Genomic DNA, 12,529 nt, shown 5'->3' with positions numbered 1-12,529 from the left:
CCCACCCGAGGTGAGCCGACAACAGTCCCCGCCCCGCGGGTGGAAGCGCCTCACGTCGGCCGAACGCTTCTGCACAAGGAGAATCAGCGGCCCGGCAGCTTGCCCAGCAACCGAAGCCCCACCGTCATCCCCCGGGCCCAGACCTTCCCCGGCACCACCCGCGGCGGCCGCAGCCGGATGCCGCGCTGCACGGCGATCGACTGCGCCTCCGTGTACTTCAGCAGCCCTTCCTTGCCATTGCGCCGCCCGAAGCCGCTTTCCTTCATGCCTCCCATGGGCAGCCCGACGGTCCCGAAAGTGGCGGCGTAGCCCTCGTTCACGTTGACCGTCCCGGCCTTCAACCGGGACGCCACCGCCCATCCCGCCGCCGCGCTGCCGGACCACACGCTCGCGTTCAGGCCGTACTCGGTGTCGTTCGCGCGCTCGATCGCCTCGTCCAGGTCCGTGTAGCCGTAGATCGACACCACCGGGCCGAACGTCTCCTCCCGGAACAGCGCCACGTCCTCGGTCACGTCCGTCAGCACCGTCGGCTCGTAGAACAGCGGCCCCAGATCGGGGCGGGCCCGGCCGCCGGTGAGGATCGTCGCCCCCTTGGCGCGCGCGTCCTCCACGTGGGCGCTCACCTCCGCCAGCTGGGCGGCGCTCGTCAGCGAACCCATGTCCGCGCCGAACCCGAGCTCGGCGCCCAGCTTCAACGCCTTCGTCCGCGCCACGAACGCTTGGGTGAACTCCGCGCGGATGTTCTCGTGCACGTAGATCCGCTCCACCGACACGCACAACTGCCCCGCCGAGGAGAAGCACGCCGAGACGGCGCCCGCCGCGGCCTTGGCGACGTTCGCGTCCGGCAGGACGATCATCGGGTTCTTGCCGCCCAGCTCCAGCGAGTAGCCGGTGAGCCGCTTCGCGACCTTCTCCGCCAGCGCCTTGCCCGTCGGCGTCGACCCGGTGAAGCACAGGTAGTCCGACTCCTCGACGAGCGCGTCGCCGATGCGCGAGCCCCGCCCCAGCACGATCCGCCACACGCCCGACGGCAGCCCGGCCTCCTCGGCCAGTTCGTGCAGCCACAGCGCGGACAACGCGGTCTGGTTGTCCGGCTTCTGCACGACCGCGTTCCCGGCGGCGAGCGCGGGCAGCACGTCCATGGCGGTCAGCGCGAGCGGGTAGTTCCACGGCGAGATGACCCCGACGACGCCCTTGGGGTGCCGGATCTCGCCCGCCTTCGTCGCGACCGGGATGACCCCGGCGGCGCGCCGGGCGGCGAGGAACTTCGCGCTGTGCTTGCCGTAGTAGCCCGCGACCAGCGCCGTCGCGCTGACCTCGTCGAACGCGTCGATGCGTGCCTTGCCCGCCTCCAGCTGCACCAGGTTCAGGATCTCCTCCTGGCGGCCGAGGATCAGGTCCCCGAGCCGCTTCAGCACGCGCTGCCGCTCGGTCGCCGGACGGGCGGCCCAGGCGCGCTGCGCCTTGCGGGCCTCGGCGAACACCGCACGCACGTCGGCGTCGGTGGCCTGCGGCAGGGTCGCGGTCGGCAGCCCGGTGAACGGGGCGGTGATCTCGACCGGGGCGGAGTCCTGACCGCCTTCGGCGCGGCGGGCGAGCTGGGCGGCCCGGGCGGCGGTGGGCGCACCGACGATGCCGCCGACGGTGTTCGGCCCCGTCGAAGCCTCGCCCGTGCTCGCGGTGGTGCTGGTCATCGGCCCTCCTGGCACTGGTCGGCAACGTTACCGGCGAGTACAGCATACCGCCGGTATGGCGGCACACTCTTTCCGTTCGCGAACGTCACATTCGGAGATCCACACGTCTCAAGAGTGAGCGGCCGGCCCGGGCGAGGGCCGGGCCGGCCACTCACTCCCCGGCGACCGCCCCTGGCCAGGGTGCTCTCGGGGCCGGCACGTCGTTGGTGCTCCCGCTGCCCGTTTGGGAGGCCGGCGGGCCGCTCCCGCGGCCCTTTTCGCCGGGATGGCGCGGTCCAGGTGCTTTGCGTGGTCCGTCGCGTCCGCGCGGCGGCTCCCGCCGCTCCGCGCTTCGCTGTCGTGTCGGTGTCGCCTTCAGTCAGCCTCCGTGTCGCCCCGGTAGGCGGCCACCGCGAGTCGCTTCCACTCCTCCAGTAGTTGCTTTCGCCGTGCGGGTGCGCCGCCCAGTTCGGCGTCCAGCGCCAGTCCTCGCGTGAAGTTCACCGTCAGCCAGAACAGCGTTTCCACGCGTTCCCGGGGCAGGTCCGGCGCGAGGTTCCGGATCTGCGTCAGCGTCTCCCGGCCCAGCGCCCGGTCGACCGGCCGGATCGCCGCCCGCAGGACGGGGTCCGTGCGCGCCGCGATCCACAGTTCCGTCGCCGCCGCGGCGAGCGTGCCCGAGTAACCCGCCCACAGCAGGTCGATCGCCGCCGGGATGGCCTCCTCGCCGCTCGGCAGGTCCGCGAACGACTCCGACAGCGCCTCCGTCCGCCGGGCCGTGAGATGCGCCACAGCGGCCGCCATCAGCTCGGCCTTGTCCGCGAAATGGTGCTGCGCCGCGCCTTTCGAGACCCCCGCCCTGGCGCAGATCTCCTGCACCGACGTGCGCGCATACCCCAGCTCGACCAGGCACTCGATGGTCGCGTCGAGCAGGGCCGTCCGGGTCTGCTCCCGGCGCTGCGCCTGTGTGCGGTGCCCCCGCGCGGTCACGTCGCCTCCTTTACCGGCGCTCCCGCCGGATGTACATTCCACCTGGAACTTACATTCCGTCCGTAATGTTTTCCACTGCTGGAGGTCACCGATGCCGTTGCCCGCACCGAAGAGTTCCTGGGCGCAGGACCTGGGCGAGTTCCGCGAACTGGCCCGCTCGTTCTGCCAGAAGGAGCTCGTGCCGCACCAGGAGCGGTGGAACCAGCAGAAGTCCGTCGACCGTGAGCTGTGGACGAAGGCCGGCGAGGTCGGGCTGCTCGCCATCTCGATCCCCGAGGAGTACGGCGGCGGTGGCGGCACCTTCGCGCACGAAGCCGTGCTCTACGAGGAGCAGGCCCGCAGCGGGGACGGCTCGTGGGGCGTGTCCGTGCACAACGGCATCGTGGCGCACTACCTGCTCAACTACGCCACCGAAGAGAAGAAGAAGGAGTGGCTGCCCAAGCTCGCCAGCGGCGAGTGGGTCGGCGCGATCGGGATGACCGAGCCGGGCACCGGCTCCGACCTGCAGGGCATCAAAACCCGCGCGGTTCGCGAGGGCGACGAGTACGTCATCAACGGCGCCAAGACCTTCATCAGCAACGGCGGCATGGCCGACGTGGTCGTGCTGGCCTGCAAGACCGATCCGGACGCCGGCGCGGCCGGGGTGTCGCTGATCGTCGTCGAGACCGACCGGCCGGGCTTCCGCCGCGGCCGCGTGCTGGACAAGGTCGGCCTCAAGGGCCAGGACACCGCCGAGCTGTTCTTCGACGACGTGCGCGTGCCCGCGGCGAACCTGCTCGGCGAGGAGGGCCAGGGCTTCATCCAGATGATGCAGCAGCTCCCGCAGGAGCGGCTGATCATCGCGGTCACCGCGGTGGCAGGCATGGAGGCCGCGATCGACCTCACCATCGAGTACACCAAGGGCCGCACCGCGTTCGGCCGCCCGGTCTACAACTTCCAGAACAGCAAGTTCAAGCTCGCCGACGCGGCCACCGAGGCGGTCGTCGCGCGCGCGTTCCTCGACCAGTGCGTCGAACGGCACCTCAAGGGCGAGCTGGACGTCCAGGGCGCGGCGATGGTCAAGCTGTGGACCACTGAGCGCGCCAACAAGGTCGTCGACGACTGCGTCCAGCTGCACGGCGGCTACGGCTACATGACCGAGTACCCGATCGCCCGCGCGTGGACGGATCTGCGCATCTCCCGCATCTTCGGCGGGACCAGCGAGATCATGCGCGAAGTCATCTCGCGGACGCTGTGATGGCGGGACCACTCGCCGGGCTGAAGGTCGTCGAACTCGCCGGCCTGGCCCCGGCGCCGTTCGCGGGCACGCTGCTGGCCGACCTCGGTGCCGACGTGGTGCGGGTCGACCGGGCCAAGCCGGGCGCGGACGTCCTCGGCGTGCCCGGCGACCCGCTCACGCGCGGGCGCCGGACCATCGGCGTGGACACCAAGACCCCCGACGGCGTCGAGGTCGTGCTGCGGCTCGCGGAGCGGGCCGACGTGTTCATCGAGGGCTTCCGCCCGGGCGTGGCCGAGCGCATGCGTCTGGGGCCCGAGCACGTGCAGGGGCGCAACCCGCGGATCGTCTACGGCCGGGTGACCGGGTGGGGCCAGGACGGGCCGCTGGCATCGGCGGCCGGGCACGACATCAACTACCTCAGCGTCGCGGGCGCGCTCGAACCCATCGGGCGCGCGGGGGAGCGGCCGGTGCCGCCGCTCAACCTCGTGGGTGACTTCGCCGGCGGCGGGATGCTGCTGGCGTTCGGCATCCTCGCCGCGCTGCACGAGCGGACCACCTCGGGGCGCGGGCAGGTCGTGGACGCGGCGATGGTCGACGGCGCGGCGTTGCTGATGACGCAGCTGTTCGGGATGCGGTCGGCCGGGATGTGGCCGAACGAGCGGGGTGGCAACGTCCTCGACGGGGGCGCGCCGTTCTACGACACGTACGAGACCGCGGACGGCAAGTACGTCGCGGTCGGGGCGATCGAGATGCGGTTCTGGGGCGATCTGGTGCAGGTGCTCGAACTGGACCCGGCGGAGCTGCCGGTGCACCTGGACTGGAACCAGTGGCCGCGGCTGCGCGAGATCCTGGCGGCGGCGATCGGCAAGTACACCCGCGACGAGCTGGTGGCGCGGGCGGAGGGCACGGACGCCTGCCTGACGCCGGTGCTCAGCCCGTGGGAGGCGGCCGCGCACCCGCACAACGCGGCGCGCGGCACGTTCGTCGAGATCGGTGGCGTGGTGCAGCCCGCCCCGGCGCCGCGGTTCGACCGCACCCCGCCCGCCACCCCGGAACCACCGCACGAAAAGGGGGCGGACACCGAGGATGTCCTGGCCGAACTCGGGTATGACACCGACGGTGTCGCGGCGCTGCGGCAGGCGGGGGTGATCGCCTCCTGACGCGCGTGCGACAGATCGTTTAGAGTGGTCACACGTCCCGGCTGGGCACGCAGCGTCACAACGCCCAGCCATCCGTGTGAAGGGGTGTCGAAAACGTCCCGGTGACGGCAGGATTGCCGTTGATCGGGGGGAACCAGGCCCGCGGGTCCAGTGCAGCGAGGGGAACACGGCCATGTCGGCGAACACCAAGAAGATCGTCATCGTGGCCGTCGTCGCGCTTGTGTTGTTCTTCCTGATCACCCGTCCCACCGAGTCCGCCGAGGTGGTGCGCAGCGCGCTGGGCTGGCTCCGGGACGGTGCCGAAGCCATCGTGACCTTCGTCCGCAGCCTCTTCTCCTGACCCCATCCGGCCACGGCCGGCACCGCCTCGCCGCGGTGCCGGCCGTGGCCGTGCGCGTTCCGTGGACAACTACGCAAAGTCATCAATCCTGGCATCAGAGGGGCACTGTTCGACCATCCGGGTGGATTGCCGTGATTAACGCGCTGGTCGCCGAATTCCTTGCCCGGAACCTCTGGCGCGACGGCCCGAATTCCCCCTACGGTGCTCACATTGCGTGACCGGCCGGTTCTCACGGGCGAAACGGTCGATCGCTTCGATCATCGCCGTTCGATGGTGGCTTTCAGTTGGGGCACAAGGAGGCAGGGATGACCGGAGATCCCGGGGTGGATGCGGTGATTGCCCAGTGGGCGTCCGAGCTCGAGCGCACGCCCGAGGAGATGGAGGCCGACCGGATCGCCTCCGCCTGGCTCGCCGAACTGCCGCAGCAACCACCAGGGATCCCCGGCCAGCGCGCCCGCACCGGCACCCGCACGTGGAAGCCGGTCGAGTCGGCCGACCCGGACTACCTTGACGCGATGCAGGAACGGCTGCCCGATGTGCCGGTCGACCTGCTCGTCGCGGCCGCCGGCTGGTGGCAGATGGTCGGCGACATCGAGGAGGCCAAGGCCTGGTGGGACGCCGGCATCAGCCCGCTCGACCAGCGCGCCCTGGACTACCGGTCCGCCGGCCTCACCCCGTCCGACCTGTCCCGTCGTCTCGGCCCGATGACGGTCCTGCAGCACCTGCGCCGCGGCAGCGCCCCGGCCTGGTGCGTCGCCCGGCTCGCCCGCCAGCGCGCCAGCTGACCGTCGTGGCCGCGTAACGTCAGGAAACGCGGCCTCGTTGGTCAGGTGAGGCTTTAGCGCTCGCTTGACATCGGCGCACCTATCGTCGGCGCGCGAAGCGTGCGGGCGACAGGTGGGAGGCAAGGTTCTTGGACACGGAGCAGATCGAGCACGACCCTGCGGACGTGTCCACCGGTGACGATCCCGCGGCCCGGCCCGCCCGGGCCGCGCCCGCGATGCTCGGCAGGCTCGCGGTCGTGGTGCTGGTGCTGGCCGCGGCCGTCGGCGGGATCTGGACGACCAGCGCGGTCACCCGTCCCGGCCGCACCGAGACCACCACCGAGATCCCCGACCTGGCCAACGCCGCGGCGCAGGTCGAACCCGGTTCGGCCGCCCCGGTGAGCGTGACCGTCGAGGGCACGCCCGCCGCGCAGACCCAGCCGCAGCAACAACCCCAGCAGCAACAGCAGTCCGGCGGCGGGGACCTGCTCTCGCGGTGGGCGGCCCAGGTCGCCGACGTCACCGGCATCCCGGCCCGCGCGCTCGTCGCCTACGGCAACGCCGAGCTGGAGATGCGGGCCACGCAGCCGAAGTGCCGGCTGTCCTGGGCCACGCTCGCCGGCATCGGCCGGGTCGAGTCCAACCACGGCCAGTACGGCGGCGCGGTGCTGCAGGCCAACGGGCTGCCGTCGAAGGCGATCGTCGGCGTCCCGCTGGACGGCTCGCCCGGCATCAAGGCGATCGGCGACAGCGACGGCGGCCGGTTCGACGGCGATCCGGTGTACGACCGGGCGGTCGGGCCGATGCAGTTCCTGCCCAGCACGTGGGCCCGCTACGGCGGCGGCTACAACCCGCAGCAGATCGACGCCGCCGCGCTCGCCGCCGCCAAGTACCTGTGCGTCGGCAGCCGCGACATGGCCAGCGCGAACGGCTGGTGGTCGGGAATCCTGTCGTACAACAACTCGGTCGACTACGCGCAGAAGGTGTTCGGCCTGGCCGACGCCTACGCCAAGGCCGCCCAGGTCGTCAAGGTCTCCTGACCCGCGGGTGCTAGCGTCGTGGTGTGCCCACGGGTCTGTTCACGCCGCGCCGGATCGCGATCGGCGTCCTGTGCGTCGCCGCGTTCGCGGTGTGCTGCGGGCTGGCCTGGTGGCAGTGGAACCGGTTCGAATCGGCGAGCGGCTCGTTCCAGAACCTCGGTTACGTGCTGCAGTGGCCGCTGTTCGGGGTGTTCCCGGCGTTCCTGGTGTGGCGGATCTGGAAGCTGCGCCGCGAGGCGGCCGACGAGGACGCCCGGCCGGAGGAGTCGCGTGCCGAGTGGGGCCACCAGCCGGTGCGCGAGGTGCCGGCGCCCCGGGTGCGGCGGCAGCTCCCGGCCGAGGACGAGGACCCCGAGCTCGCCGCCTACAACCGCTACCTGGCCGAGCTGCACGCCCGCGACCAGCGCGAGAGTTAGAAAGGCAGACCTGATGGTGGACACGGACGAACGCGAAGGCGCCCCGGCCGCGAAGGCCGCGCCGGCCCTGCGGGGACCGCTGCTGCGCTACCGCGTGCTGGCCTACGCCACCGGTATCGCGCTGCTGCTGCTCACGGCGGCCTTCATCCTCAAGTACGCGTTCGACTCGCCGGGGATGATGAGCTGGGCCGGTGTCAGCCACGGCATCTTCTACATGGTCTACCTGGTGTTCGCGGTCGACCTGGCGCTCAAGGCGCGGTGGTCGATCAAGGGCACGATCCTGGTGCTGCTCGCGGGCACCATCCCGTTCCTGTCGTTCGTCGCGGAGCGGTCGGTCACGCACCGCGTCCAGGCGGGGCGCAAGCTCTGAGCGAGTAGGGCACCACGGTCGACCCGCGCAGGGTGTCCGCGTCCAGCGTCGCCGGGGTGAAGCCGTCCAGGTGGGCGATCATCGTGCCCACCGGGTCGGCCACCTCGTCCACGCGGCCGGACAGGAACGCCCACTCGTGCTCGTCGCTGCCGTAGTACACCGGCGTGGCGAACACCTCGGTGAACCGGGCCCAGGCGATCCGCAGCGTCTCGTTGCGCCACAGCGTCGGGCAGCCGCCCTGGCAGCAGACCACCCCGCCGGGCGCGAGCAACCCGGCGCACCGCCGCAGGAAGTCCGCGCCGTAGAGCCGGTTGTGCTGGGCCCGCGGATCGGTGTTCTCGTCCGGCAGGTCGATCACCACCAGGTCGTACCCGCCCGGCGACGACTCCACGAACGAGAACCCGTCGGCGTAGTGCACCCGCACCGGCCCCTCGCCGCGCTCGGCGGCCTCCAGCTCCTCGGCCGTGTAGCCGTAGGGGAGCAGCGAAGCGCACGTACGCACGGCCACCCGGTCGATGTCGACGTGGTCGACCTGCGACGCGCCGAACGCCACCGCCAGCTGGCTCGCCACGCCCTCGCTCGACCCGATGATCAGCACCCTGCGCAACCGCTCGGCCAGCAGCATCGCCGGCACCATCAGCGCCTCGTGGTAGACGAGCTGGCTCGCCTCGGTGCTCTGCCGCTCGTCGTCGCAGAACAGCGACACGCCCTGGGCCGTCCGGCCGATCAGCAGCCGCTGGAACCCGGTGTGCTCGTCGAACAGCACCTCCGGCACGTCCCACACCCGCGACAACCCGGGGCCCAGGGGCTCAACGATCTGCCGTGACATGCTTCTCCCCGCGCTCGACGACCGACATCTCCACCTCGGCGGTGCCCAAAGCGGCGGCCAGCAGGCGCACCGCGAGCACCGGATCCGCCTGGTCCCCGCACGTGAACACGTCCGCGAACACCGCCCCGATCTCCGGGTAGGTGTGCACCGAAGCGTGCGACTCGGCCAGCAGCGCCAGCACCGTCACGCCCTGCGGCTCGAACCGGTGGCCGACCACCTCGCGGACCGTCGCCCCGGCTTCGGTCACCGCGGTCCGCAGCGCGTCGCGCAGGAACGCCGGATCGTCCAGCAGGCCCGGGTCGATGCCGCGCAGCTCGGCCAGGACGTGCCGTCCGGCGAACGCGCCGATCTCACGTGCCATCGGCGAGGGTGCCTCCTTCCAGGCAGTAGGTGCGCAGGGGCGGGATCCCGTTGAACGCCACCGACGAGTAGCTCGCCGTGTAGGCGCCGGCGTCGAGGATGTCGAGCCGGTCCCCGGCGCGCAGCGACAGCGGCAGCTCGTAGGGAGTCCGTTGGTACAGCACGTCGTCACCGTCGCACGTCGGCCCGGCCAGCACGACGGGACCCCGCTCACCGTGCGAGTCCAGCGGCTCCAGCCGGTAGGGGATGGCCTCGTTCTCGGTCTCGGCCAGGCCGTTGTACCGGCCGATGTCGAGGTAGACCCACCGCCGCCCGAACCGGGTCGACACCAGCACGACCTCGGTGCGGATCAGCCCGGCCTCGGCGACCACGGCCCGGCCCGGTTCGAGCAGCACCTCCGGCTCGTCGGGGAAGTACGCCGCCACCGCGGCCCGGATCGTGCGGGCGTAGGCGGCGAGCGACGGCACGGCCTGCCGGTAGGTGATGCCGAAACCGCCACCGATGTTCAGGCGCCGCAGCCGCACCCCGCGCGCGGCGCAGTCGGCGAAGATCTTGGCGGCCGCGGCGATCCCGGCCTCCCACGCCTGCGGTTCCGGCTGCTGCGAGCCGACGTGGAAGGCGATCCCGGCCGTGTCCAGGCCCAGCCGGTCCGCCTCCACCAGCAGGTCGGCCGCGCGGCCCGGCTCGCAGCCGAACTTCTGCCCGAACGGCGTCGCCGACGCCGGGCCGTCCACCAGGATCCGCACCGACACCGACGCGCCCGGTGCGTGCGCGGCCAAGGCGGCCAGGTCGCCCTCGGCGTCGGTGGTGAAGTCCCGCACCCCGCGCGACCAGGCGAACGCGATGTCGGCCGGCTTCTTGATCGTGTTCCCGTAGGACAGGGCCGCGGGCTCGGCGCCGGCCGCCAGGCACGCCTCGATCTCGGCCGGGCTCGCCACGTCGAACCCGCCGCCCGCGCCCAGCACGGCCCGCAGCACCGCCGGCTCCGGGTTCGCCTTCACCGCATAACACAGACGGGCGTGCGGGAACTCGCCGAGGAGCTCCCGCACGCGCGTGGCGACCGCGTCGGTGTCCACGACCAGGCACGGCGTCGGCACGTCGTGCGCGGCCAGGAAGCGCCGGATCCGGCCGAGGCTTCGGGGTGTCACCCCCGAAGCGTCTCAGGAGCCGATGCCGGTCAGCGAACGGACCTCCATCTCGGCGTGCTTGCGCGGGTCGGCCTTGTCCTTGGCGAGGATCGTGCCGAGGAAGCCGCACAGGAACGAGAACGGGATCGACACCAGCCCCGGGTTCTTCAGCGGGAACCAGTGGAAGTCCACGCCCTTGATGATCGAGTCCGGCGAACCGGACACCACCGGCGAGAAGATCACCAGCACCAGGCAGGCGCCCAGGCCGCCGTAGATGGCCCACAGCGTGCCCGTGGTGTTGAACCGCTTCCAGAACAGCGAGTACAGCAGCGTCGACAGGTTCGCCGAGGCCGCGACCGCGAACGCCAGCGCGACCAGGAACGCGATGTTCTGCCCGTTGGCGAGGATGCCGCCGAGGATCGCCAGCACCCCGATCACGATCGCGGTGAGCCGCGCCACCCGCACCTCGTCGACCGGGTCGGCGTGGCCGCGCTTGAAGATGTTGGCGTACACGTCGTGGGCGAAGGATGCCGACGCGGTCAGCGTCAGGCCGGCCACGACCGCCAGGATCGTCGCGAACGCCACCGCGGCGATGATGCCCAGCAGCAGGGTGCCGCCGATGTGCAGGGCCAGCAGCGGCGCCGCGGAGTTCTCGCCGCCGGGCGCGGCCTTGATCGCGTCGGTGCCGACCAGCGCGGCCGCGCCGAAGCCGATGACCAGGGTGCACAGGTAGAACACGAACATGCAGGCGGTGGCCCACACGACCGAGCGGCGCGCCTCCTGCGAGTTCGGCACGGTGTAGAAGCGCATCAGCACGTGCGGCAGGGCGGCCGCGCCCAGGATCAGCGCGATGGCCAGCGACACGAAGTCCAGCTTCGTGGTGCCGTTCGCGCCGTACTGGCCGCCCGGCTCGAGCAGCTTGTCGCCCATCGGGCTGTGGTAGGCGGCCTGGGAGAGCAGGTTCGACAGGCTGAAGCCGAACTTGCCGAACAGGAACACGGTCATCAGCACCGCGGACAGGATCAGGATGCCGGCCTTGATGATCTGCACGTAGGTGGTGCCTTTCATGCCGCCGACCAGCACGTACAGCACCATGACGATGCCCACCACGGCGATGATCAGGGCCTGGCCGAAGCCGCCGTGGATGTCCAGCAGCAGCGCGATCAGGCCACCGGCGCCGGCCATCTGGGCCAGCATGTAGAACAGCGAGATCACCAGGGTCGACGTCGCGGCGGCGGCGCGCACCGGGCGCTGCTTCATCCGGAAGCTCAGCACGTCGCCCATGGTGAAGCGGCCGGTGTTGCGCAGCAGCTCCGCGATGAGCAGCAGGTCCACCAGCCAGGCGACCAGGAAGCCGATCGAGTAGAGGAACCCGTCGTAGCCGTGCACGGCGATCGCGCCGGCGATGCCGAGGAACGACGCGGCCGACAGGAAGTCGCCGGAGAGCGCGATGCCGTTCTGCCGCCCGGTGAACGCGCTGCCCGCGGCGTAGTAGTCGGAGCGGGAGGAGTTCCGGCTGCTCACGCGGTACACCACGAACAGCGTGATGGCGACGAACAACGCGAAGACGGCGATGTTGAGGACCGGGTTGCTGGCCGCGGTCGCGGTGCCCGCGGCGAGAAGGTGGGTCATCGGGTTACTGCACTCCTGCCTGCTGGCGGACCTCGTCCACGGCGGGGTCGATGCGGCGCCGGGCGAACCGCAGGTACGCGGCCGTGATCAGGGCGGTCGAGACGAACTGCAGGATCCCCAGCACGATCGCGACGTTGACCTCGCCGAAGACCTTGATGCTCATGAAGTCGTGCGCGTACGCGGCGAGCAGCACGTAGACCAGGTACCAGAGCACGAACGCCAGGCTCATCGGGAACACGAACCGCCGGAACCGCCCCCGCAGCTCGCCGAACTCGGGGCTGCGCTGGATCGCGACGAAGTCGGGACCGGCCGGACGCCGCGGCGCGGGCGGCGGTTGCTCGCTGGGGTTGCCGAACAGCGGCCGCATCTGCCCCGTGTCTTCCCCGGGGCGCGTCGCGGCGGTGGGGGCGACGTTCTGCATCTCTGCCTCCCGGCAAGCGAGCGAAGTCGGTGAAACTCTTTCAGTGGGCGCACATGCTAACTACGCCGACCTGGGCCTCCGACATCGGAGGACCTCTTCAGAGTGAAGCGGGCCTGGGCCACCCGGACGGGTTAATCCGCTGATCGGGCGAAAGGCGGGCGGGATTCCGCCGAAGCACGTAACCGGCA

General features: G+C 71.4%; 14 protein-coding genes. 7 read left to right on the top strand and 7 right to left on the bottom strand.

Annotated elements, in window-relative coordinates; translation table 11 throughout:
* Positions 1 to 83: 83 nt before the first annotated feature.
* Together L1857_RS27150 and L1857_RS27145 are read right to left on the bottom strand one after the other, a co-directional pair.
* Positions 84 to 1,694, bottom strand: coding sequence for a succinic semialdehyde dehydrogenase (locus L1857_RS27150; protein WP_249466667.1), 1,611 nt, complete (start codon positions 1,692 to 1,694; stop codon positions 84 to 86).
* Between the two features lie 354 nt (positions 1,695 to 2,048).
* Positions 2,049 to 2,663, bottom strand: coding sequence for a TetR/AcrR family transcriptional regulator (locus L1857_RS27145; protein WP_094008283.1), 615 nt, complete (start codon positions 2,661 to 2,663; stop codon positions 2,049 to 2,051).
* Positions 2,664 to 2,754: 91 nt separating this feature from the next.
* On the opposite strand from L1857_RS27145, the gene L1857_RS27140 reads away from it, so the two are divergent.
* The 7 genes from L1857_RS27140 (at position 2,755) to L1857_RS27110 (ending at position 7,972) form a co-directional block, all read left to right on the top strand.
* On the top strand, positions 2,755 to 3,900 hold the full coding sequence (locus tag L1857_RS27140) for an acyl-CoA dehydrogenase family protein (protein ID WP_094008282.1): 1,146 nt from the start codon (positions 2,755 to 2,757) through the stop codon (positions 3,898 to 3,900).
* Complete coding sequence (locus L1857_RS27135) at positions 3,900 to 5,042, top strand: CaiB/BaiF CoA transferase family protein (protein WP_249466665.1); 1,143 nt, start codon at positions 3,900 to 3,902, stop codon at positions 5,040 to 5,042. The genes L1857_RS27140 and L1857_RS27135 overlap by 1 nt, the downstream gene beginning before the upstream one ends.
* Positions 5,043 to 5,214: 172 nt before the next feature.
* Positions 5,215 to 5,382 carry a hypothetical protein gene (locus L1857_RS27130; protein ID WP_020418820.1) on the top strand — a complete coding sequence of 56 codons (168 nt, stop codon included), beginning with the start codon at positions 5,215 to 5,217 and terminating at the stop codon, positions 5,380 to 5,382.
* A gap of 305 nt (positions 5,383 to 5,687) precedes the next feature.
* Positions 5,688 to 6,167, top strand: a complete 480-nt coding sequence (locus L1857_RS27125) for a transcriptional regulator (RefSeq protein WP_094008280.1) — start codon at positions 5,688 to 5,690, stop codon at positions 6,165 to 6,167.
* Between the two features lie 128 nt (positions 6,168 to 6,295).
* Positions 6,296 to 7,186 carry a lysozyme family protein gene (locus L1857_RS27120; protein ID WP_094008279.1) on the top strand — a complete coding sequence of 297 codons (891 nt, stop codon included), beginning with the start codon at positions 6,296 to 6,298 and terminating at the stop codon, positions 7,184 to 7,186.
* A 23-nt stretch (positions 7,187 to 7,209) separates the two neighbouring features.
* On the top strand, positions 7,210 to 7,602 hold the full coding sequence (locus tag L1857_RS27115) for a hypothetical protein (RefSeq protein ID WP_094008278.1): 393 nt from the start codon (positions 7,210 to 7,212) through the stop codon (positions 7,600 to 7,602).
* 13 nt (positions 7,603 to 7,615) lie between these two features.
* Positions 7,616 to 7,972, top strand: a complete 357-nt coding sequence (locus L1857_RS27110; protein WP_094008277.1) for a DUF3817 domain-containing protein — start codon at positions 7,616 to 7,618, stop codon at positions 7,970 to 7,972.
* Here L1857_RS27110 and L1857_RS27105 read toward each other — a convergent pair.
* Genes L1857_RS27105 through L1857_RS27085 form a run of 5 tightly spaced genes read right to left on the bottom strand, consistent with a single transcriptional unit; the run spans position 7,938 to position 12,341 of the window.
* Positions 7,938 to 8,801, bottom strand: a complete 864-nt coding sequence (locus L1857_RS27105) for a spermidine synthase (protein WP_116109932.1) — start codon at positions 8,799 to 8,801, stop codon at positions 7,938 to 7,940. The two genes, L1857_RS27110 and L1857_RS27105, sit on opposite strands and share 35 nt — an antisense overlap.
* Positions 8,782 to 9,162, bottom strand: coding sequence for an adenosylmethionine decarboxylase (gene speD, locus L1857_RS27100; protein WP_116109931.1), 381 nt, complete (start codon positions 9,160 to 9,162; stop codon positions 8,782 to 8,784). The genes L1857_RS27105 and speD overlap by 20 nt, the downstream gene beginning before the upstream one ends.
* On the bottom strand, positions 9,152 to 10,309 hold the full coding sequence (locus L1857_RS27095; RefSeq protein ID WP_116109930.1) for a type III PLP-dependent enzyme: 1,158 nt from the start codon (positions 10,307 to 10,309) through the stop codon (positions 9,152 to 9,154). Before L1857_RS27095 ends, speD begins: the two co-directional genes overlap by 11 nt.
* Positions 10,310 to 10,321: 12 nt before the next feature.
* Positions 10,322 to 11,920 (bottom strand): solute symporter family protein, encoded by a 1,599-nt coding sequence (locus L1857_RS27090; protein WP_249466662.1) that lies wholly within the window; start codon positions 11,918 to 11,920, stop codon positions 10,322 to 10,324.
* A 4-nt stretch (positions 11,921 to 11,924) separates the two neighbouring features.
* A complete protein-coding gene (locus L1857_RS27085; RefSeq protein ID WP_094008272.1) occupies positions 11,925 to 12,341 on the bottom strand; it encodes a DUF485 domain-containing protein in 417 nt (138 codons plus the stop codon).
* Positions 12,342 to 12,529: the final 188 nt, after the last annotated feature.

Source organism: Amycolatopsis thermalba (assembly GCF_023376025.1).
Classification (GTDB): Bacteria; Actinomycetota; Actinomycetes; order Mycobacteriales; family Pseudonocardiaceae; genus Amycolatopsis_E; species Amycolatopsis_E thermalba.
Note: the sequence above shows the minus strand (reverse complement) of the source record. Positions and strands in the feature narration are given on the sequence as shown.

Coding starts and splice junctions, on each gene's coding strand:
- L1857_RS27130 (WP_020418820.1), top strand. CDS start 5,215: ATGTCGGCGAACACCAAGAAGATCGTCATCGTGGCCGTCGTCGCGCTT.
- L1857_RS27140 (WP_094008282.1), top strand. CDS start 2,755: ATGCCGTTGCCCGCACCGAAGAGTTCCTGGGCGCAGGACCTGGGCGAG.
- L1857_RS27110 (WP_094008277.1), top strand. CDS start 7,616: ATGGTGGACACGGACGAACGCGAAGGCGCCCCGGCCGCGAAGGCCGCG.
- L1857_RS27090 (WP_249466662.1), bottom strand. CDS start 11,920: ATGACCCACCTTCTCGCCGCGGGCACCGCGACCGCGGCCAGCAACCCG.
- speD (WP_116109931.1), bottom strand. CDS start 9,162: ATGGCACGTGAGATCGGCGCGTTCGCCGGACGGCACGTCCTGGCCGAG.
- L1857_RS27105 (WP_116109932.1), bottom strand. CDS start 8,801: ATGTCACGGCAGATCGTTGAGCCCCTGGGCCCCGGGTTGTCGCGGGTG.
- L1857_RS27150 (WP_249466667.1), bottom strand. CDS start 1,694: ATGACCAGCACCACCGCGAGCACGGGCGAGGCTTCGACGGGGCCGAAC.
- L1857_RS27125 (WP_094008280.1), top strand. CDS start 5,688: ATGACCGGAGATCCCGGGGTGGATGCGGTGATTGCCCAGTGGGCGTCC.
- L1857_RS27085 (WP_094008272.1), bottom strand. CDS start 12,341: ATGCAGAACGTCGCCCCCACCGCCGCGACGCGCCCCGGGGAAGACACG.
- L1857_RS27135 (WP_249466665.1), top strand. CDS start 3,900: ATGGCGGGACCACTCGCCGGGCTGAAGGTCGTCGAACTCGCCGGCCTG.